Genomic DNA, 20,664 nt, shown 5'->3' with positions numbered 1-20,664 from the left:
AGTGGGGCACGCGCCCCTGAAAAAAAAGGATGGATACAGAACTTCATAGGGAATGGGTAAACGGACTTCGTTCTGGCGATCAGAAAGCATTTACTGCTATTTACAAGGCGTATTGGTACCAAATGTTTCAGGTAGTTTACAGGAAAACAAATGAGCGAGAGGTGGCGGAAGAGATTGTTCAGGAAATCTTTACACGTCTTTGGAAGGAACGCAGCACCTTATTGATCACCCATTTAGACCGATATCTCTTCACAGCAGTTCGTTATGAGGTTATTGATTATTTGCGCTCGAAAACAAAAACAACCGCATTGGATGATTTTTTCGGGGAACTGACGGAATACCGGGGTACCGACACCGAAAACACGATTTTATATAACGACTTAAAAGAATCCATTCACCGCGGATTACAAGAACTGCCGATGAAATCCCGGGATATTTTTGTGAAAAGCCGGTTTGAATACTGGTCCGTTGCGGACATTTCCAAGCATTATCAACTCTCCGAAAAAGCAGTCGAATACCACCTCACCAAAGCGCTGAAACACATGCGGTTTTATCTGAGCGAGCACATCATCATCTATTTATCAGCTCTCTATTTAGCATCTGTTCTACTTTGAAATGTAGCGTTTTAGCTATCTGTATCTCTTGAATGCACATGCAGAGTATTGTATTAAAAAAAGAATTTTCCATTCTTTTCGACGAATGCATTGCATTTATTCAATAAAATATTTTATCATTTAGGGTGGTGCGTCCCTTTTCCGGCTTAGTATACGGAACCTGAAAACCCATATCTCGAAATCCACCCAAATAGCAATCCATGAAACTTAGTCCGGACATTCTCGATGAATAACGAGCACCTCAAACTATTACTCGAAAAGTATCGCAGCGGCGAATGCACTCCGGATGAACTGGACTTCATTCATGACTGGTATAATGGGCTAGACGGTGAAGATCTCCGGCTGAGCGAGATTGAAAAAGGCGAACTGGAGGAAAAGATCTGGCTGAATATGCAGCATGATCTGATCGGGGAAGGATGGAAAGTGAAGCGGTCCGGAACGGTTTATCTGCGGTATTTTGCCGGGATAGCCGCTACACTGTTACTGATTGCCGGATTTGTAATATTTCAAAAAGACATGCCCGCGAAGTTGACAGCCTCTGTTTTTTCGAATGAAAAAGAGATGGTGAGGGAAGTCAATTCGTCTGATCAGCTGAAAAAACTGGTGCTGATGGATGGCAGTGTCGTTACGCTGACGCCGAGGAGCACGCTTACTTATCCGAAAGAATTTGCAGACCGGGAACGCGAGGTAACGCTGGAAGGGGACGCGTTTTTTGAGATCACCAAAAACCCCGACCGTCCTTTTATTGTGAAAAAAGGGAAGCTGGTAACCAAAGTACTTGGAACGAGTTTCTGGATCAGAAGCGATGAAAAGTCGGGCACTTCGGAGGTTGCCGTTGTAACGGGCAAGGTTACTGTTTTTGAGGAGAAAGAGACCATGAATAACGGGACCGGAGTATCAGAAAATTCAATTCTCGTCATACCGAACGAAAAAGCGGTTTATAACGCACGGTCGGGTGAGATACAGCGTAGCGCGGTGGAAATCCGTTTGCCGGAAAAGAAGACTGTACAAGTGAGAGAGATGGTCGCGGATAATCTGCCGCTGCCCGAAATCCTGGGCTTGTTCAAAGTCCTGTATGGCGTGAATGTAGAAATCGGTGCGCCTAAAATGGCGCAATGCGGGTTCACCGGCGACCTGCGCAACATGCAGTTTTACGATGCACTCGAACTGCTTTGCAAGTCGGTTAACGCAACTTACGAATCTGTGGAAGGCCGGATCGTAATGAATGGAGAAGGATGCCAGTAATAATTCAATACAATTTAACAATCAACCCTTAAACGATGAACAAAATAGAAAAACGACGACCCAGATGAAAAAATGAAGCGGTTTGAAAACTGCTATCCCCTGAATGCAGATGCTGCTTGAAGTAGCATCGAGGAAAAATTGAAATGAGTTTAAGTACTGATGATCTCTAAGATGATGAAAAAAAATATTACTCAATTAAGGCAGTACAATCTTGTCAACCGGTTATTACTGGTATGCTTGCTGATAACGGTCCTGAGCACCGGAGCGGCTTTTGCAAATGTGGCAACGCAGGAATTGCTGTCGAAAAGTGTGACCCTGAACGTGAAGGAAACCGCCCTCAAAACGGTCCTTTCCCAGCTTCAGAAACAAGTAAATGTAAAATTCGCATACAGTGAGGCGATGATAAAACCGGAGCGGAAAGTTTCCGTTCAGGCGGCAGATAAAGAATTGAAACAAGTTCTGAATGAGATACTTTCTCCGCTGGATCTCTCTTATGAAGTGGTTTCAGGCAGGATCCTGATCACGCAAAACCAGACAAAACCGACTACCTCGGCCGCCGAGACAGTGCATACCGAGCCCAATCTGACGCAGTTGGCACAGGAAATCAAAGGAAAAGTATCCGATGAAACAGGCGGCGGATTGCCAGGTGTCAGCATTATTCTGAAAGGGACAACGCAGGGAACGACCACCGACATCGATGGTAATTTCACCTTGAATGCGGACAACGACGCGGTACTGGTTTTTTCATTCGTTGGGTACGTAAGTAAAGAAGTTCCGGTTGGAGGGAAAACACTTATCGAGGTGATTCTGGCATCCGATACCAAAGCATTGGACGAACTGGTAGTAGTAGGTTACGGCACACAGAAAAAAGTCAACCTTACCGGTGCGGTTTCTTCCATTGATATAAGCAAAGAAACACAGGGACGCCCGGTGACCTCACTTTCTGCCGGTCTTTCCGGATTAGCTTCCGGACTTTCCGTGAACCAGGGTAATGGCCGTCCGGGCGGTGATGGAGCCACACTTCGGGTACGGGGACAAGGAACGCTGAACAATGCAGATCCACTGGTGATCATCGATGGCGCGGTGGGTGATATGAATACGTTGAATCCGCAGGATGTAGAAAGCATTTCGGTATTGAAAGATGCGGCATCTGCCTCCATTTATGGATCGAGGGCTGCAAATGGGGTAATCCTGATCACTACCAAAAAAGGTAAATCAGGCGAAATGAAAGTCAACTACAATGCATTCTTTTCCGTAGCGCGCCCATCCAATGTGGTTAAAACGGTTAATAACTATGCCAATTACATGGAATTGGTGAACGAAGGTTTCCGCAATTCCGATCCGAACGCAACGCCGACCTTTTCTCAGGCGAAGATTGATCTGTGGCGCGCCAATGAAAACGGGGATCAGCTGAAATACCCGAACACGGATTGGACAGACGCTGTTTTTCAGAAAAACCTCGTGCAAAATCACAACCTTTCGTTTTCTGGTGGCAGTACCAACATGCGTTATTTCGCATCGTTCGGCTACCTGGATAATCCTGGGATCATCGAAAAATCGGGTTTTCAGCGTTACAACATGCGTTTGAACCTGGAAGCGGACGTTAAACCCTGGCTGACATTGGGAGCGAAACTAAATGGGTTGGTATCCAAAACGGATATCGGTACCAATGTGCTCAACGATGTATTCACTTTTGCCGGTGCAAGTACGCCAGGCATCGTTCTGCGTTCACCGGATGGCCGTTACGGAGGCCCGAATAACCCGGAAGACGACCCGCAAGCCAATAACGTTTTGCATAACCTGAACAGTCAGAAAGGCGATATTCGGAGAAACAGCATGACTGCGCGGTTTTATGGTAAAGCGGAACCTATAAAAGGACTTACGATTGAAGGATCTTACAACTATGTTTTTGAAGATTCTCTGCGTTACCAGCAGCCTGTTTTCAATAACCGCTGGGAGTTTATCAACAACACCGTTACCCGCAATGCAGTCGGCAGGACTTCTGTAACCAACGAAAACAGAAAGAACTACCAGTATTATATGGATGGGATTGTCCGGTATGAAAAGCAATTCATGAACCGTCTGACAATGAATGTAATGGCAGGGGCGAGTCAGGAATATTACAAGCGCGGATGGTTCAATGCAAGTAAAATGGATTTGATTGATCCGTCTTTAAGCGTTTTGGATGCGGCAACGCTGGATGCTAGCGCCGGCGGAAGTGCGCAAGACTGGACCATGCAATCTTATTTCGGAAGGTTAAACCTGAATCTGGATGATAAATACCTTTTCGAAGCGAACCTTCGCCGGGATGGTACTTCCCGTTTTATGGCCGGCGATACCCGCTGGGGTGTGTTTCCGTCCTTCTCGGCAGCGTGGAGACTATCAGAAGAGGATTTCTTCAAAGTGAAATGGCTGCCTAATCTGAAATTGAGGGCGTCTTATGGTTCGTTGGGGAACAATGCGGTGGGGAATTACGAGTATCAGGCGGTTTACAACTCGGCCAACTACATTCTTAATAATAACCTGCTTGTTGGATTTGCCCAAACCGCACTTTCCAATGCGATGTTAACCTGGGAAAGTACTTACATTACAAACGTCGGTCTGGATTTCGACTTGTTTGATTACAAGCTGGGAGGTTCCATTGATGTGTTTGACAAACAAACCAAAAATATCCTGATCGATCTTCCGGCCCCTTTGGTGGTTGGTAATGCGTCGATTCCAAAGCAAAACTCCGCACAGGTCCGTAACCGTGGTATTGAGTTAAACCTCAACTATCGTAACAAGATCAATGATTTCAGCTACCGCATCGGTGGTAACTTCACTTTTGTTGATAACAAGGTGACGCAGTATAAAGGCGGCGAACGCAGCATCAGCGGCGCCAATCTGATTCAGGAAGGTTACGCGATCAACACGCAATATATTCTGACGGTCGATCGGATCATTCAGACCGATGCTGATCTGGCGTTGGTCACCAAAATGATTGAAAATGCGCCTTTGGATGCCAATGGTGCTAAACGCAATCCTTTCTCGGCATATGGAACACCACAAAAAGGAGACCTGCTTTACAAGGATAACAACGGCGACGGAATCATAAACGACGACGACCGCGTCACTTTGGGTCATGGTACAGCGCCGCGCGTTTCTTATGGTTTCAGCCTGGGTGCCGACTGGAAAGGATTCGACTTCTCGATGTTACTTCAGGGTTCTTCGGGATTACAGCAGATCTGGCACGACCTGTATCACACCACCGGAACGCGCTGGGGATACCAGATCAACCAGGAGGTTGCTGATGGTCGCTGGTTTGAAGGTCGCACGGATGCTTCCTACCCGCGTTTCACGAACTATGTCGATACCCGCAATACTAAAAACAGCGATTTCTGGCTTCAAAACAAGTCTTACCTGCGTCTGAAAAACGTACAGCTGGGTTATACCATTCCGGGTTCCATTTCTCAAAACCTGAAAATATCGTCTGTAAGAGTTTACGGAAGCCTTGAAAACTTCCTGACTTTCACGAAATACAAAGGTTTTGATCCGGAAGTTAACGGAACGAATTACCCTACGATGAAGCAGATGGTTTTTGGTATAAGTGTTAATTTTTAATACCTCAGAATTATGAAAAAAGTTTGGATATTACTTGTAATGGCTGTTGTTAGCAGCTGTTATGAACTTGATACACAGCCTTATGACAAGGTAAGTGCCGGTACTTTCTGGAAAACAGAAGCGCATGCGTTGCAGGGGATTATGGGTGTTTATGCCGATATGAAAAACCTGAACACACTCGGGCTGTATAATATGTACGATAACCTGAGTGAGATTGCCATGGGTTATGATATCGGACTGGGCGACATCATCAATGGCGCATTTACCAACCGGACAGCCAATGTGGTAGATCGATGGAAAAGTTTGTACGATGGCGTTCAGCGTTCTAACACCGCGATCCGGAATATCAGTGGAATGGATATACCCGAAGAATCAAAAAAGGTTTTTCTTGGTGAAGCTCGTTTTATGAGAGCTCTGTACTATTTCAATCTAATGAATCTTTTCGGTGGTGTTCCCATTTATGACGAATCGACGGACCTGAATGTCGATTTCAATAAGTTGTTGAAGCCGAGAAATTCCGAGCAGGAAGTGAGGGATTTCATTCTGGCAGACCTCAATGCTGCCGCAGGTAGCTTACCGGTTTCCTATCCCACGGAGCATTATGGCCGTGCTACAAAAGGTGCTGCGGTTTCGCTGAGAGGGAAAGTGTATTTGTATAATAAAGAGTGGGATAAAGCCATTGCAGACTTTGAAGATGTAGTTTACAACAAAACATCTGCCTACGGATACCAGCTTTATAACGACTACGGAGACCTTTTCAAACTGGCCGGACACAGAAGCAGCGAGATGATCTTTGCCATCCAGAATAAAGGAGGAGTGGGATTCCCATACGGGATGCCGTTTGCCTTTTACCTGGGAACCCGGTCTACCTTCGGAAGTGACTGGAACAATGGTTTGCCTACTACTACGTTAGCCGATATGTATGAAAACAAGGATGGTACGCGGTTTAACTGGGATACCCATTATCCAAATTTCAATGCGGATAACAATGTGAAAAAGGCGGCGTTCATTGCAACGCATACCAACGGTAAATTCAACACCGTACCGGATACGGCGAAACTGGGCAAAATCTACAACAACCGCGATCCGAGGATGACCGAAACACTCGTGGTTCCTTACTCTTTCCAGCTAGGCTGGAATGCCAATGCACCGCGTCAAATGCAGCTCGTACTTGCTACGGGTGTTAATGAGAACTTCGGACAGATCCGTAACAACCGTGGCTGGATGACTTATGTATGGCGCAAGTTTGTCCCTGAAGCAGATCTGGGTGGTTTGCTCACTGCCCGTGAACATACACCGATCAATTTCCCGGTGATACGTCTGGCGGATGTGATGCTGATGCTGGCGGAAGCTTATAATGAAGCCGGACAAACGGATAAGGCTATCTTAGAGGTGAATAAGGTTCGTGCAAGAGTGGGAATGCCCGGCCTGAACAGTGGAAATCCGGCGCTGGCTGTGACGGGCAAGGCGGCGATGTCGGAACGGCTATCACGCGAAAGAGCATTTGAGCTGGCAGGTGAGGGGCACCGCTATTTTGACCTTAAAAGATGGGGAACGCTCGTAGAAAAAACCAAGGGTGTCATTGAAAAAAGCATCGTTGGTGACAATCTGCTGACCCGCGGTGTTCAGGACCGTCACGTGATCTGGCCAATCCCCGGACAGGAAATCGAAGTAAATCCAAGTCTGAAACAAAACCCCGGCTGGGAATAACCAATAACCGGAATACGATAAATAGTGGGAGTCATGATGGTTCCCACTATTTGCTTAAGTTAAAAACCAATCAATCCCTAAATCCTGTAATTATGAAAAAACTGATTGCCTTTATTGCCCTTTTTTTAAGTTGTAACGTGCTGGCCTGGAGTTACGAAAAACGCGATCTGCTTCAACAGAATGCCAATCTTCAACGGGTAAAAGAAGCCCTGAAAAATCCGGCAGACTGGGTTTCCTATCCGGCTTATTCCGACCGGGCGGGCTGGGATAAATTGTCCGGTGCTCACCGGGAAGCCCAGATACGTGAAGGAGAAAAATACCTGGAATACGAATGGAAAGTGGTGAAACTGACGGACTACCTCGAATATGAAAAAAGTGGTTCGAGAACCATTATGGAAAACCCGTTCGGCAGCAACACCAACGCGCTGGCTGCATTGGTTCTCGCAGAGTTAAGCGAAGGAAAAGGCCGGTTTATGGGCCAGATCGTGAATGGCGTGTGGATGTTCAATGAAATGACCACGTGGGTACTTTCTGCGCATCTGGGCTCGGCGCAATCTTCCAAAATGTTTTTCCCCGATTACCGTGAGCATGCGATAGACCTCACAGCAGGTGATCTGGGGTCGTTTATGTCGTGGGTTTATTATTTTTTCAAAGAACCTTTCGACAAGATCAACCCGCTCATTGCGCAGAGAACCAAACTGAATATCCAGGAACGGATCCTGAAACCATATATGGAGCGGAACGACTTCTGGTGGCAGTCATTCAATCTGAAACCAGGTGCTATGGTCAATAACTGGAATCCGTGGTGCAATTTCAATGTTCTCACGAGCTTTTTATTGATAGAAGAAGATCCTGAAAAAAGAGCCGCCGGGGTGCACCGTACCATGGTATCTGCGGATGAATTTATTAACTATACCCATACCGACGGCGCGTGCGAAGAAGGACCGTCGTATTGGGGACATGCTGCAGGGAAAATGTATGATTATCTTCAGATCCTGAGCTACGCGACGGGCGGGAAAGTATCGATTTTTAAAGAGCCGATCATTAAGAACATGGGAGAATACATTGCGAATTCCTATGTGGGAAATGGCTGGGTGGTCAATTTCGCCGATGCATCTGCCAAAGGCGGTGGAGAGGCTGGTGTGATTTACCGGTACGGGAAGGCTGTGAATAGCGACAATATGAAACAATTCGCCGCTTATCTGGAAGAGAAAAAATCAAAAGAAGTGATACTGGCCGGGCGCGACTTGTTTCGTGCGCTGGAAGATTTTCAATACGGCCCTCAATTAAAGGACCAAAAAGCGGCTTTGCCTGAGTTTAAGTCGATGTGGTATCCGCAGACTGAATTTCTGTACATGAAAAACGACAAAGGCTTTTTCTTTGCCGGAAAAGGGGGATATAATGCCGAAAGCCACAACCATAATGACATAGGTACATTCTCACTGTACCTGAATACAACCCCGGTTTTCATAGACGCAGGCGTGGGAACGTACACCCGGCAGACTTTCAGCAATGAGCGCTACACGATCTGGACAATGAAAAGCGAGTATCACAATGTGCCGGTGATTAATGGCTCGGCCCAGCGTGCCGGTGGACAATTCCGGTCACGCAACATTCAGTTCGATGAGAAAAAATCCCTTTTTTCAATGGATCTCGCGGGAGCATATCCGGAAAACGCGAAAATCAAAAACTGGAACCGGTCTTATGAATTGGATAAAAAAGGAGAACTGGTGGTGCAGGATGATTTTGCATTAACCAATGCGGAGGCTGCGAACCAGGTTAATTTTCTGGTTTGGCAACAGCCGGATATTTCTACACCCGGAACGATAAAAATGCAAGTCAACAACCAGACAGTGTCGATGCAATTTAGTCCGGAACTGTTTTCCGTTGAGGTTGAAAAAGTAAAACAGGACGACCGCCGCCTGTCTAATGTATGGGGTGAAACAATTTACCGGATTTCATTAAACGCAAAAAAGGTCGCCGCGAAAGGAAAGTACAAATATGTGATATCCGTATTATAGGATATCGTTTCCGGTGTTTTTTGTTGGGTTAGAAAGCGGAGAATCCTGTAGATGTATAGTTTACAGGATTTTCTGTTTTTGCGGCTGTTCGGCCAGGATTCGAACCGTGGGGCCGCCGCTCAGGATGCAGTAATGCACATACTATACCTTTCCAGGACCCACGCTGCAGTTATTGTATACCATTGATTATCAATTACATATCAAATGAAAATGCGATAAGCCTCGCCAAGATTTCTATGAAGACTGCCGAAATGCCCTGAGGATTTTCTTGTATTAATGATGCCACTAAGGTAGGCACAGGGCTGCGGGGCGTTCCACGCGGGGCGGCCCACGCCGGGCGTAGTGGAAATTCCGGCATAAACGCCCAGCCGCGCGCATGCTTTCCTTTATTCCGTTGCTTCCACTACTTGCTTGCCCCAGTGCCCGAATGAAGCGCCATAATTCATTCAATCACTATCTCAGCCAAGGTAATTATGGAAAGCTTCGCGAATGTCTCAAACTTGTATCAGGTAGCAGAAATTGAGCTGATCTACAAAAGCAAATGTACAAGCAAGCCAGAGTCCTAAAATAGAATCGTCCAGAGATGCATACAAAGTGCTGATCCAAAGATGGTCGCGGACGGCCAGTCCACGACGGCTGGAACCCCGACGGCTGTTCCACGACGGCGGAAGCTCCGTTGCACTTGAATCTATTTGAAGAGTTCAAGATACTGCTATTGAACAATGCCAGCCGCGTGCTAGGTATTTTTGAAGTTTCCAAAGGTTGGATTTCAGGAGCAAGTGCTGATATAAGGATCGTTTTTGCAGCTGCTCTGAAAGCCAATGCAACAGGGATTATTTAGTAGTAAGGTATGAGCTTTAAAATTCCAGAACCAGTTGATCGTTTTTCCGCGTATGATCAGAACTTTCTGACATAAGCTTCCAAATAGAGTGGTCAAGAGCTGATCTAGATACTTCTAAGAAATCTGCTGCATATTCAACTATCTTTTTAGTCTCCTCGTAACCGTTAACTTCTATCGATGCAAGTTTTAAAAAGCCGGATATATGTCTGTCTACCGCTACTGTATCGTATCCAAGTCTCTTCAGAAGATAATCCATTGTTTTTGGGCCAATTCCTTTGATTACCATAAAACTAGATCTATTCGTATACTGCTGAAAATATAGTTTGAGATCCTCACATGTTTCAATATCATGGAGTACAAAGTAGTCTAGAACAGCTAAAATTCTTGAAATTTTTACGTCGTCATTCCAATTAATGATTCGACCGAGTGTGTGCTCGTTGATAATTTCATTAAAATCTGATGTGGTGGTCGCATTTGGAAATTCTTTCAACACTTTATTTACACGTGGCTCGACAACTGTTCGAAAGTTTAGGCCAGACTGTAAAATGATTTCAACCAGTAGAGCCCCAAGATGATCGTGCTCAAACGCGCTATTGCGCTCTTCCAGGAAGGTTCCATTATCAAGAGTTTTGATATAATTTGCAAGCCTTCTGGCATTTTTCGCACAACTCATAGCTGAGAATCTTCTATTTCAATTTGCCTTAAAGCGACTAATCGATCAACACAGTTTGGACATGCCCCGCATGGGATGGTGGGAGAAGCTTGACAAGAGAATGTCTTTCCGATTGCAGCACCCAGCGATATGCCAAGGCGAGCTACCTCATATTTAGAATGATACCTAAACGGCATATTTATTTTAACGGATCCATAGTCAGATAGCATTGTTTCCATTTTGTCAAAGAAGTCATTTGAGCAGTCAATCTCCTTTGCATGGTTACTATTAATAAAAGCTGAATAAACATTAGGCAATCCCATTGTCTGAGCAAAAGTGGCACCAATAGATAAAAGCAATACATTTCGATAAGGAATATACAGATCGTCCGCTTTGATCTCATCTTCCCACAAATTTGCTGGTTTGATAAATCGAGACTGTGATTTTTTGTATATGGAACTAACATCTATCTCCTCGATCTTCGATACAGCGTAACGAGGAAGAACTTCTTTTAGAGTCTTTAACTCTACATGTGCACAATGCTGCCCATAATTAATAAAGAGTGGAGTATAAGATATCCCTTGCGAATCAAGCCAATAGGCCAGTGTTGTTGAGTCCAAGCCGCCCGATGCCAGCAATATTCCGTCTTTACTATTCAATGTTTTGAAGTTTTGATGTTGCTATGAATATTTCTGCAATAAGCTCATCTAAGTCACTGGATACCAAGTCAGGTAGCTCAGTGAGCATACAGTTATTTGCAATGCTAAATGGGTCATATACAAACACAGGCAGCCCTCTCGCCGACGCCAATCCTATCTCGATAAGTGTTCCAGGATCGTTATAAATTAATACTGCAACTAAAATCTGACAGCTATCTAATAACACCATGTCGGTGCTAAATATTTGTTGTCGCCTAGTTTTATCAGCGTTTTCTTCCATTTGGCCATTCTCCTTGATAGGCCTACGTGGTGAAAAGTTGTGATACTCAAGACTGTTTGCGACTTCATCTATTGGTGAAGTATCGACAAAATTAAAATCGGGTGCTGCAATATAGACATTGATTGCTTTTCGACTTTCCCAAGGAATGTACACACCTCCGAGAGCTTTGAGTTCGGAAATTTGCGAGTTGTTAATTCTGGCAACATTCGTTTTGAAATCGTCTGGATAAGTAGTTGAGGCGTATTCAGCGGCTACCCATGAAGAGTAGGTCATTGCCAGATTCTGTGATAGTTGTTGAATTCTTACTATGTAGGCAACATTGTATACGTCTCCAACTCCGACTGAATGAACAATTGGTCTTGTTTGTGAAGCTGCGATGGCAGTGGTGCCTGACCCATAATCGATAGCTCGGCTCCCTCCTCGATTTTCTTTCAAAACAAGTTGATCACAATATTTTTGAAAAAGGCTAGAAAAGTCTTCAAAATTATTTTTAAATGTGTTTTTGAAGAGAGGCGATGATGTAGAAACAAATAGCGTCGAGATCTTCGTGGTGATTCTTTCAAGATCATCAACACTCGAAATTCGGTTTGTCACATCAACATGCAATTTTTCAATCGAAAGTTTCCAAGCGGAGATACTTATGTCGAAGTTGCCGGCAAATAATAATCCATCTGAAAACGATATTTGACGTAATTTTTCAAATGCGCTTTCATTGTAATCATATGTTGCCTCGTCACCAAGAATTAAGGTATATCCTTGGTTAGCAACTTCTTTTACCTCTTCGATTAAAAAGACGTTGGGTGCTCCATCGACATTTCCCAACTTGATAATTTCTTCGCAGTCATGAGCATTCAAATAACTTTCAATGTGTCTATCCAAGTAAGAAGGTGCAAAGTAGCCAACACTATATGGGATTTCCATTGCCCAGAGTGCTCTTGCGGCGTGAACTATTCCGCCTAGTCGCATTTTTGTCTGGGTTTGCTTTGTGCGAAGTGACACATCTACGAATACCTCTCCAATCAAACAAACTTTCATATTGGAATAATGTCAACCACGATCGATGGAAAAGGCACAGTTTGCGATGAGACAATGGTGCCACCGTATGTGAAGCCGCTGCTTATGCAAAACTTTATGTAGTTAAAGCTTGTGGGCAAGTATCCAATCTCTTCACTAAGTACTGTCTCAACTGCGAGTCGAACACCGTTGAAGTTCACTCTAACTTCGGTTCCAGGAACTGGGACATTGCCGGAGTTCACGTAGTAATAACATCTTGCGACCTCGTCTAAAGATGTGCTAAATGCAGTTCCACATTTATCAATGCCACTGGCGCCACCGGTTTGCTCTGCATCACTTTTTGGCTGCCGAGATGAATAATCACTAAAATTCCCTGCTCCTGTACTACCCATAATGTTGATGTTATATATTTAGGATGAGGTTTACTCTTTGTTTCTCTCTATTGGAAAGAGGATCACAAGGTCGACATATACTTGAAATATTTGAATCGGTCAAAAGTGGGCTATTTGAGCGTCCCCTATATATTTTAGGGCGCTTTTTAGCAAATTTAAAAAAGAGTAGGTTTCTGAAATAAGGATAGGCGCGGCGATCCTCTGAACAAATTAATTTGCACCCAGATGAAATGAGTAAGGCAATAATGTGCTGATCATCAAAGTCAGCATCTCTGACAGCGTTTCTTATTTTCGCCTCCAACTGATCGACTTTTTCATTTTCTACCCTAACCGCCTTCTTAGCATTTCTTAATTCCGTAAAAAGCTTCCGGTAGTTTGGCCCAATCTCAGACATATATTTCGTGCCACCAAAAACGACTTTTCCTTTTCCTTCTAGAATCCACTTGAATATTGGCTCAAATTCTTCATGATTCTGAGAAAATGTATTGAAAACATTTCCTAGTGAATTTGTGTCGATAATTATGCACATGTCAAATATTGATTAAATCTAACTGTTCTCGGATAAAGAAATTTCTAAAATCATCTGGTTGGTCATCGGAATAGGATCCGTCTGGATTGATAGTTATTGTTGTTAGACTATTTCCTTCCTTTGAACGGGAAAAGAAAATCACTTGTGCCGTTGAATCGACTGGTTTTCCGTTCTTTCTCAAATATTTGTTCAATCTAATTCGATATCTATCTATTATAAAGTCACTATGAGTCTCCACAATAAATCTATGCTTATCTTCGATATCGGATTTAAATAAAAAATCACCGAATGCAGCTTGGGCTCTTGGATGCAAGTGTATTTCTGGTTGCTGGATCGCGAACCAAGTAGGTCTGAATCTTGCAATTACTTCAACAACTATGGGAAATATTTGAGAAACTCCATATCCAACACTTGTTATATTTCTATCGCTTCCATTTAAATTAAAAACCATCTGAAATGGCTCAGTTTGAAGTGATTTTGACAACGATTTAACCGAAAACGCATCATAGAGGCCACTATCAGAACCGAACCTATCAATAATATGCTGAGATATTGGGTCGTCTTCCAGGTATTTCTTAAAAATGTAAGGAATATGGCGGCCCTGAGAATCGAAACTTAATATAGGCGAGTCATAAGTCTTTTTTGGGTTTTCTCGTGAAGGTGAAAACCAAGCACAATTAGTAAAAAATGATGGTGTTACGAAAGAAGGAATTTCACTTTCGGTATTAAATTTCCGAATTTCTGAATTTAAGTCATTAAATAGCGATAATAATCCTTTGCCTTTTCTTCTAATACTTTGGAATGGCGATTTTGACAGATCAATACTATTGATCCAGTTTTTGAAGATCTCTAAGTTGTCGTCATATTTTTCGGAATCAACTCTACTGCGCGATATAATTCGATACTTTGCAAAGAGACCTTGTATGCTTATTTGAATTTCGAAAGGGCCATTGATTAATTTGATTTCCTTCACCTCCGGTTTCGTATCCTGTTCGATGAATTTTAATCTAATTGCGATAAAATCGGTAAGGTCATGATTTTCTTCAAAAAAGGCAACCTCGAATTGCTCATTATTGATTGATTGAGTGCTGTTAGCAATTTCAACAAATTCACCTAGCTCAGTGCTGTCACTGCCAAATTGTTGATAGTTCCAGAAATCATTAGATGACAATATTCCAATCAGCTTTATCAAAGACGTTTTTCCGGTACTGTTTTCGCCCACAAAGAAGTTCATATCTGAAAATGATAGAAAAGTTTTCGTGAATCCTCGAAAATTATCAATGTATAGAGTAGGCATGATACCGAAGTTTAGAACTTAGTGGTGATTTACACTAGTCGTTTGTATGAATGATTAATGTCAAAAATGGTGCTTTATTCAGTAAATCCAGGGTAACTAGATTATCCAATTTAGCTGAATTAGATTGAAAGGTTAAATTATCTCCCCCCAATCAACCGCTCCAACCGCCCCATCATCTCATCCTTCTCCTTCAACATCCGCTCATAAAGTTCCATTTTCTCATCGTGCAACTTCCTTATTTCTTCGATTGGATTGATGTTAAATGTTGGTGTATCTCCCACATTTAAAAATGAGCTATTTTGAAATGTATTTGAAATAATATTCACTGCCTTTTCCTCATCAAAATTCCGAATAGCATCAGCCGGGATTTTAAGAATCGCCGCAACCTGCTCCAGAATATCAGAATCTATCTTTTCTCTTTGTTCAAGCAACGAAATCTTTTGCTGGTTCCAATCTTCGCCGAGCTCGAAAGCCAATGCATCTTGTTTGATCGCCAGCATTTCCCTGAATCGCTTCAAGTTACGGCCTTCGTGGATCTTCGGGTTGGAGGTAGTATGTGCCATGTGGAAAGGGTGTTTGGTTAAAAAAAAGCAATTTATATAAATCTGCCGGGAAGTGCCCGGATATCTTACAGCCAGCGCAATGTATGTTACCGGTCGATTGTGTTGGGAACAAACCACGGCAATCTTTGCTTTGCAGAAAACGTAAATGCAGGGATTTGAACCACACTTAAAATCAACAAAATGGACACACTGCCACACTCCGACGAGCCCGAAGATTCCGCACTAAACCAACTCCACATAGCCTATGGCCGGAAAGTCAAAGAGCTGCTTAGCCAAAGTGACGCCGAGACTTGGATTGAAGATCTTTGGGATATGTACACAGGTTTCACGCTTTCAGCCAGGAAGCTGGGTATGATCCGCGAGGTCACAATAGGTTTGTTTCTTTCAAAGAGCTTGTGTTTTTCTTTCAGGATGTTGGGAAGATGAAGCCTTAGTGACCTGAGGTAAGCAATTCGCCCGATTGCAATTTCAGCGAATTTTCAACACTTGGGAAAGTGGAAGGCTACGGCGTTTGAATCGGGTTTGTCAAAAGCCAATTGGAGACCGAAAGGACATATTCATTAAATGAAATTTCGTCAATGTCCCAATGCTTAGCGGCACAATAGCCTGGAAGAAAATTTTGAAAGTCAGTATAGTTCTGAATAAAAAATGGTGAATGTGGGATTTTGTTAGGATCTACTGCTTTTGGAGCCAGCCACTCTCTGACCTTTTTTATTATAGTATTAGGTTTTTTATTGTGAGCCATCATGTCTTGACCGCCAAGATCTGAAAGGTAAGCTTTTGATTTATAGTCTTTTTCCTCAAATACAATACAGCGTTTACCAGCTTGTGACCTTCCTCCATATTCCTTGCAACCCATAAAAAGCCCTAATTCCAATGGCATATTTAGCCTGCCATTGGACAAAGACACATCGTGAATGCCATACTTACATTCCCTAATCAAGGTCATTATCTTTGTTATACGAATGTCATCAACGTCGTTGATCTCTTTGGTACATCTTGGAGTAAAACCACATCCGATAGTTGTGAAAACCATTGCGTCAAACAAAGGTTTAAAATTCGAGGTAAACGGGCAATTGATAAAAACACTTTCAGAGAATGAGGGCATTGGCTATCTGCTTGGAAAATAAGATTTGATTACTTAGTCGTGTTATTTATAAACTCAATCAAATCTTTTTCCTCACGTTCCGCTGTTTCCTTATCAATTGTTGGATTTGGTGCTGGTTGAATCCTTTTTACTACTACGACGCCTTTGAACGGCTGACCAGTAGCATTTATCATAAACTTACCTGTGGATGCTTCGCGTAAAATATAGTGACCGGTTGAGGCACTTCTGAATTGAACACTTTTGACAGCGCTTCTTTTTCCAGGCTCGGCTCCGGACGAAGGCTTCGCGTCACCACCTCCGTAGTATTTTCTTGAACCTCCGGCGCTCCCCACTTTTTCAGCTACTTGATTTGATTTTTCGATTTTCTTAGCCATTCTAATCCTCTTATTTTTTGAAGCGATAAGTTACGAAATATCCAACAATCTCGGAATATGTCGTGGGCGAGAATTATTTCTTACTACATTAGTGAACTTGTGCCTCATGTTTGAAATGCCGTTCTCCGAGTAGCATTGCGCTAAAAAGTGAAGCTTTCTAGTCACTGATTACGTACATTTTAACAATCTGCGCCAGTTCCTGCCGCGAATACCTCAAAGACTCTCCGATAAAGCAGAAGCTGGCAGCCGCACTGTGCATTCTTGGATCAGGATCGAAAACTTCTTCTTCGGCAGCTTGACGGGAATGGACACCTTCTTCTGCTCGGCCAGTTTCATGGAGCTTACCGAGTGGCAAAATGTAAGCAGCTCGCTGTGATCGTCAGCCGATAACTGTCGCTCTGCTTGAATGCGCTCAATGGCTGGCAGCAGGGTATCAAATTGCCAGGTCTTAAACATGGGCGCATTGTTGGAAGTCCAATTGCCCAAAGCGGTAAGCTCCTCAATGTTGATCGTTTGGTCGGCGGAGATCCCAGCCAGAAACCCGCCAAGCTGTTGCGTGGAAGATGTAATCACATCATAATATGGATTCCGGTTGTAATCCAGGTAATTCTTGCAAAGCCAAATCAGGTCCTCAGCTTCTTCCTCCGTAACAACGCCATCGCTGATAACGGCATTGATCTTGGCGACAAACTTGTTGGAAGGAGCCTTATCCTGCAAGCTGGAAAGAGAGCCGATCCAAGCGCGAAGCAATTCAATCTCACTGTCATTAATATGACCATCGGCCTGAATGCCGACGATCAGCCGTAGAGGGTGTTCAAATCTTTGTGAACCTGAGCCGGCCCGCAAAATTGGCGAAATGAGCCACTGTCATAAGTGTTGAAATAAGAGGTGTCGAGCATGGGAGGTTGAGTAGGGAATACTTTCGGGATAAGTATCCTGTGTGACCTTCCTAACTTCTTGCAAAAGATAACATATTAAACGGTCTGTTAAGGTGCCACTTGCTGCTCCTAAAAGTTGGCCGTTGCGAGGAAATGGAGAAGTAATTTTAGGCAGCGTTTCCAAGAACTGACTTTTCATAACTTTGTTGAATACTAGTCCTCTCTATATGCGTAACATTTGCTTGATTTTTCTTTTCAGTTTTCTATCCTGTCTGTGCGTCTTTGGGCAGGAAATTAGTAATGCACGGTGGATTTCAACGGATACGACCGTCGGTAACGTGCAGGTAATCGCCTATTGGAATAAAGGCGAAAAAATGAAGTACCGGGGTATCAAAACAACAAAACAATACCAAGGCGACAGCCTGATGTCCGAAAAGACTGAATTTGATGCCATTGTTCAGTTTGAGGTGAGCGACTCAACTGCAAATTCTTACGGCATGACCTATCGCATGTTGGAAAATCTTCGCGAAACATCAAAGGATCCGAAGATCTCTTTTGAAGACCTGAACATCACCGACGATGATCTGATCCTCAGATACACGACCGATACAAACGGTACATTAGAACGCTATACAAACCGCGATACTGTGGAGAGTAAACTTGGTACGCTGATGGCAGTTCTGACAAAAGAAACGCAGTCAAAAATGAATATAAAGTCGGAGGCAGAAAGAAAAGCGATAGCGGACGTAGTCAGTAAGCTTGCCAATGGAAAAACCTTGTTTGCCAATCTTTATGAACCTTTTATATCGCAGTTTCACAACCTGATGGGTTATAGGACGGGGCTCAACGATACATTGAATTATCAGGAAACGATTTTACACTCGATAACAGAAAAGAACATCCAATTCGATTGTTATGTATTTGTCAGCTCATTGGACAGCCTCGGCGAGGCACGATTTGATCTCGAAAAGTTTGCGGATATGAAAGACTTCGGGAAGGACTATGTGGCATTTTTGCAGAAAACGAGAGAAGCAAACGGATTGCAAAAAGACCTCGCGACTGATGCTGACGTGGCCGGCCTGGATATGAAAATGGAAACTTACGTCACCACTTATATCGACCTGGATTCCGGCTGGCCGACTTACCTCAAAATAACGCGTTCAGTCGGTACCACGCCGGCGAATGCAAAACAGACCAGCTATAAGGATGAGGTCTGGATTTTGACAAACGACCTGGAAAGCAAGTAGACTGGCATTTTGCATTATTCGATCAGGATCTTTTATGAAGTCACTAGTACGTGAGTATCTGACTGGCTGGTGTTATGAGAACTACTAGCTTGTTTCCTTTGCAACCAGGGAAGACAATACGGCTCCAAAAGGCAAAGCGTTTTGGAGGGCAAGGTGTCCGCCGGGAGCTCAAAAGTCCCGTGGAGATTATTCCCAAGATCAACCGGGGCTGCCTCGCCAACCTTATTTAAATTATGCATCAACCTGGGGACAGTTAATTTGTCAAGGTCATCGCCGAGGCCCTTCCACAGATTCAATGACTTTTCGATTATTGCTCACACACCTTATTCATTGACCAGCAAGAGACGTTCCTCTCGACAATAGGTACGTGGCTCGGAAAAGCCAAGTGAACCTAAATTTTTGATTAGAATAACATGGATAGTAAAATAACTGTCAGAATAGCGGCAGAGGACGATCTTACGCAAATTATCCGCAACTAAAATAACTGTCTCAACAAGTCAGGACGCCACACAGGAATGAGACGTTGATTCGTGAGATGGCGGTTTAAGACAGATATGCTTCTCTAACGCGTCAGTTATAGGGAGTGAGTAGGAGAGGCGGGATTCTATGGACAAATTCCCGTCTCCTTGTACAAAAGCAAGAACTTCCAAAACTTCACTTCCCCCTTGTTCTATGTATTGTTGTTTAACATAAAAAAGTACCCCCAGAGCACGCCATGGAGGCGGTTTCTAAAAAACAATACCTGTTAGCAATCTGTCTATTTCTGTTTGAAAATCGGCATGATCCTTCATTCGCGAATGGGGTATAGATTTTAAATGTAGTAGAAGTTAACTCGGGCTTATAACCCTAAACTTGAGTAAATGACGGCCTCTTTTGTTTCTGCTAGGTTGGGAAGTTTACCGGCTTCATCATTTACTTCACAGTTGACAGGATTTCCGTTACAGTCAAAGAGGTAAAATGCAATTCCGCCGCTACCCAGCCCGAAATTAGTGTACACCACTCGTTGGCCTTGGTACTTAATAAGGGAAACAATGCCTATGTAATTGCCTTTGTGAGTCATGCTAGTGCGATCTTCTTCAGCTTTGCGAAGCATATCAGATAACCACACCATCGAATTTTGATTGCACAATGCCCGAGCTCTTTTAAGAGCGCCTTGAACATCATGGCCCCTTATTGGCTCCGCTGTTGGGCCTTCATTGGTGCAATTTGTTGCAAGAAATAAGACGCAGGCTAAGAGAATAGAGGATCTCATTTTTGACAGATAGTTGATCATAAGAGGACTTGTTAGGTTCAATATAAGACCCCATTAACAAGAGAATGGTTGTAAGTGCTTAATAAAGAGTGCGCTCTCCCTGTACAAAACCAAGAACTTCGCCCGAATGCCTCTTACCCCCTGTTTTGTGTTTCGTCACTTAATATAAAAAGGTTATCCTAACGTAAATTCTGACAATCTCAGAAAATGCTCCATTCATGCGATGAGCAAGTTTGAAGCTGCATCGGTTGTTACCCGTGTCAGATATTGGACGTTTTGAGAAACAATCTCACAATTCTCTGTGTATGATCAGTAGTTCAGCACTTTATCTTTTTGCATGCCCCACCCGTCTAATGTCTGCGAATTAATTCAGGGTCACTTTCTCCTT

Annotated in this window: 18 protein-coding genes; 8 read left to right on the top strand and 10 right to left on the bottom strand. The window is 43.6% G+C overall.

From position 1 onward, the window contains the following. Positions 1-29: 29 nt before the first annotated feature. The 6 genes from LZG72_RS27740 (at position 30) to LZG72_RS27715 (ending at position 10,031) form a co-directional block, all read left to right on the top strand. Complete coding sequence (locus LZG72_RS27740) at positions 30-614, top strand: RNA polymerase sigma factor (RefSeq protein ID WP_233878413.1); 585 nt, start codon at positions 30-32, stop codon at positions 612-614. A gap of 225 nt (positions 615-839) precedes the next feature. Then, a complete protein-coding gene (locus LZG72_RS27735; protein WP_233878412.1) occupies positions 840-1,859 on the top strand; it encodes a FecR family protein in 1,020 nt (339 codons plus the stop codon). A 171-nt stretch (positions 1,860-2,030) separates the two neighbouring features. Next, on the top strand, positions 2,031-5,459 hold the full coding sequence (locus LZG72_RS27730) for a TonB-dependent receptor (protein ID WP_233878411.1): 3,429 nt from the start codon (positions 2,031-2,033) through the stop codon (positions 5,457-5,459). A gap of 12 nt (positions 5,460-5,471) precedes the next feature. Next, entirely contained in the window at positions 5,472-7,169 is a 1,698-nt protein-coding gene (locus tag LZG72_RS27725; RefSeq protein ID WP_233878410.1) for a RagB/SusD family nutrient uptake outer membrane protein, read from the top strand. A gap of 92 nt (positions 7,170-7,261) precedes the next feature. Beyond that, positions 7,262-9,190 carry a heparinase II/III family protein gene (locus tag LZG72_RS27720; protein ID WP_233878409.1) on the top strand — a complete coding sequence of 643 codons (1,929 nt, stop codon included), beginning with the start codon at positions 7,262-7,264 and terminating at the stop codon, positions 9,188-9,190. A 676-nt stretch (positions 9,191-9,866) separates the two neighbouring features. Further along, entirely contained in the window at positions 9,867-10,031 is a 165-nt protein-coding gene (locus tag LZG72_RS27715; RefSeq protein WP_310590577.1) for a JAB domain-containing protein, read from the top strand. A 16-nt stretch (positions 10,032-10,047) separates the two neighbouring features. On the opposite strand, the gene LZG72_RS27710 is transcribed toward LZG72_RS27715, so the two are convergent. The 6 genes from LZG72_RS27710 to LZG72_RS27685 all read right to left on the bottom strand — a co-directional run bounded on the left by LZG72_RS27710 (position 10,048) and on the right by LZG72_RS27685 (position 15,417). Further along, complete coding sequence (locus LZG72_RS27710; protein ID WP_233878408.1) at positions 10,048-10,704, bottom strand: hypothetical protein; 657 nt, start codon at positions 10,702-10,704, stop codon at positions 10,048-10,050. After that, complete coding sequence (locus LZG72_RS27705; protein WP_233878407.1) at positions 10,701-11,342, bottom strand: 7-cyano-7-deazaguanine synthase; 642 nt, start codon at positions 11,340-11,342, stop codon at positions 10,701-10,703. The genes LZG72_RS27710 and LZG72_RS27705 overlap by 4 nt, the downstream gene beginning before the upstream one ends. Then, positions 11,335-12,657 (bottom strand): nucleoside 2-deoxyribosyltransferase, encoded by a 1,323-nt coding sequence (locus LZG72_RS27700; protein WP_233878406.1) that lies wholly within the window; start codon positions 12,655-12,657, stop codon positions 11,335-11,337. The genes LZG72_RS27705 and LZG72_RS27700 overlap by 8 nt, the downstream gene beginning before the upstream one ends. 381 nt (positions 12,658-13,038) lie before the next feature. Further along, positions 13,039-13,557, bottom strand: a complete 519-nt coding sequence (locus tag LZG72_RS27695; protein ID WP_233878405.1) for a PIN domain-containing protein — start codon at positions 13,555-13,557, stop codon at positions 13,039-13,041. 1 nt (position 13,558) lies between these two features. Next, positions 13,559-14,854: an AAA family ATPase gene (locus tag LZG72_RS27690; RefSeq protein ID WP_233878404.1), complete on the bottom strand. Its 1,296-nt coding sequence runs from the start codon at positions 14,852-14,854 to the stop codon at positions 13,559-13,561. Positions 14,855-14,991: 137 nt separating this feature from the next. Then, positions 14,992-15,417: a helix-turn-helix transcriptional regulator gene (locus LZG72_RS27685; protein ID WP_233878403.1), complete on the bottom strand. Its 426-nt coding sequence runs from the start codon at positions 15,415-15,417 to the stop codon at positions 14,992-14,994. A 180-nt stretch (positions 15,418-15,597) separates the two neighbouring features. Between LZG72_RS27685 and LZG72_RS27680 the strand changes: the two genes are divergently transcribed. Continuing rightward, a complete protein-coding gene (locus LZG72_RS27680; RefSeq protein ID WP_233878402.1) occupies positions 15,598-15,843 on the top strand; it encodes a hypothetical protein in 246 nt (81 codons plus the stop codon). A 76-nt stretch (positions 15,844-15,919) separates the two neighbouring features. Here the strand turns inward: LZG72_RS27680 and LZG72_RS27675 are convergent, their stop codons facing one another. The 3 genes from LZG72_RS27675 to LZG72_RS27665 all read right to left on the bottom strand — a co-directional run bounded on the left by LZG72_RS27675 (position 15,920) and on the right by LZG72_RS27665 (position 17,745). Further along, on the bottom strand, positions 15,920-16,525 hold the full coding sequence (locus tag LZG72_RS27675; RefSeq protein WP_233878401.1) for a hypothetical protein: 606 nt from the start codon (positions 16,523-16,525) through the stop codon (positions 15,920-15,922). Between the two features lie 29 nt (positions 16,526-16,554). After that, positions 16,555-16,899 (bottom strand): hypothetical protein, encoded by a 345-nt coding sequence (locus tag LZG72_RS27670; RefSeq protein ID WP_233878400.1) that lies wholly within the window; start codon positions 16,897-16,899, stop codon positions 16,555-16,557. 213 nt (positions 16,900-17,112) lie between these two features. After that, on the bottom strand, positions 17,113-17,745 hold the full coding sequence (locus LZG72_RS27665; protein ID WP_233878399.1) for a hypothetical protein: 633 nt from the start codon (positions 17,743-17,745) through the stop codon (positions 17,113-17,115). Positions 17,746-18,004: 259 nt separating this feature from the next. Here LZG72_RS27665 and LZG72_RS27660 point away from each other — a divergent pair, with 259 nt between their 5' ends. After that, the gene (locus tag LZG72_RS27660) at positions 18,005-19,024 is read left to right on the top strand and encodes a hypothetical protein (RefSeq protein WP_233878398.1); all 1,020 of its coding nucleotides are present in this window, start codon (positions 18,005-18,007) and stop codon (positions 19,022-19,024) included. An 838-nt stretch (positions 19,025-19,862) separates the two neighbouring features. Here the strand turns inward: LZG72_RS27660 and LZG72_RS27655 are convergent. Continuing rightward, a complete protein-coding gene (locus LZG72_RS27655) occupies positions 19,863-20,297 on the bottom strand; it encodes a hypothetical protein (RefSeq protein WP_233878397.1) in 435 nt (144 codons plus the stop codon). Positions 20,298-20,664: the final 367 nt, after the last annotated feature.

This window comes from Dyadobacter sp. CY323 (genome assembly GCF_021390245.1).
Classification (GTDB): Bacteria; Bacteroidota; Bacteroidia; order Cytophagales; family Spirosomataceae; genus Dyadobacter.
Note: the sequence above shows the minus strand (reverse complement) of the source record. Positions and strands in the feature narration are given on the sequence as shown.

What these genes read in the sequence shown, in the direction of transcription:
- LZG72_RS27740 (WP_233878413.1), top strand. Translation starts at nt 30, where the DNA reads ATGGATACAGAACTTCATAGGGAATGGGTAAACGGACTTCGTTCTGGC.
- LZG72_RS27735 (WP_233878412.1), top strand. Translation starts at nt 840, where the DNA reads ATGAATAACGAGCACCTCAAACTATTACTCGAAAAGTATCGCAGCGGC.
- LZG72_RS27730 (WP_233878411.1), top strand. Translation starts at nt 2,031, where the DNA reads ATGATGAAAAAAAATATTACTCAATTAAGGCAGTACAATCTTGTCAAC.
- LZG72_RS27725 (WP_233878410.1), top strand. Translation starts at nt 5,472, where the DNA reads ATGAAAAAAGTTTGGATATTACTTGTAATGGCTGTTGTTAGCAGCTGT.
- LZG72_RS27720 (WP_233878409.1), top strand. Translation starts at nt 7,262, where the DNA reads ATGAAAAAACTGATTGCCTTTATTGCCCTTTTTTTAAGTTGTAACGTG.
- LZG72_RS27710 (WP_233878408.1), bottom strand. Translation starts at nt 10,704, where the DNA reads ATGAGTTGTGCGAAAAATGCCAGAAGGCTTGCAAATTATATCAAAACT.
- LZG72_RS27700 (WP_233878406.1), bottom strand. Translation starts at nt 12,657, where the DNA reads ATGAAAGTTTGTTTGATTGGAGAGGTATTCGTAGATGTGTCACTTCGC.
- LZG72_RS27695 (WP_233878405.1), bottom strand. Translation starts at nt 13,557, where the DNA reads ATGTGCATAATTATCGACACAAATTCACTAGGAAATGTTTTCAATACA.
- LZG72_RS27690 (WP_233878404.1), bottom strand. Translation starts at nt 14,854, where the DNA reads ATGCCTACTCTATACATTGATAATTTTCGAGGATTCACGAAAACTTTT.
- LZG72_RS27685 (WP_233878403.1), bottom strand. Translation starts at nt 15,417, where the DNA reads ATGGCACATACTACCTCCAACCCGAAGATCCACGAAGGCCGTAACTTG.
- LZG72_RS27680 (WP_233878402.1), top strand. Translation starts at nt 15,598, where the DNA reads ATGGACACACTGCCACACTCCGACGAGCCCGAAGATTCCGCACTAAAC.
- LZG72_RS27675 (WP_233878401.1), bottom strand. Translation starts at nt 16,525, where the DNA reads ATGCCCTCATTCTCTGAAAGTGTTTTTATCAATTGCCCGTTTACCTCG.
- LZG72_RS27670 (WP_233878400.1), bottom strand. Translation starts at nt 16,899, where the DNA reads ATGGCTAAGAAAATCGAAAAATCAAATCAAGTAGCTGAAAAAGTGGGG.
- LZG72_RS27660 (WP_233878398.1), top strand. Translation starts at nt 18,005, where the DNA reads ATGCGTAACATTTGCTTGATTTTTCTTTTCAGTTTTCTATCCTGTCTG.
- LZG72_RS27655 (WP_233878397.1), bottom strand. Translation starts at nt 20,297, where the DNA reads ATGATCAACTATCTGTCAAAAATGAGATCCTCTATTCTCTTAGCCTGC.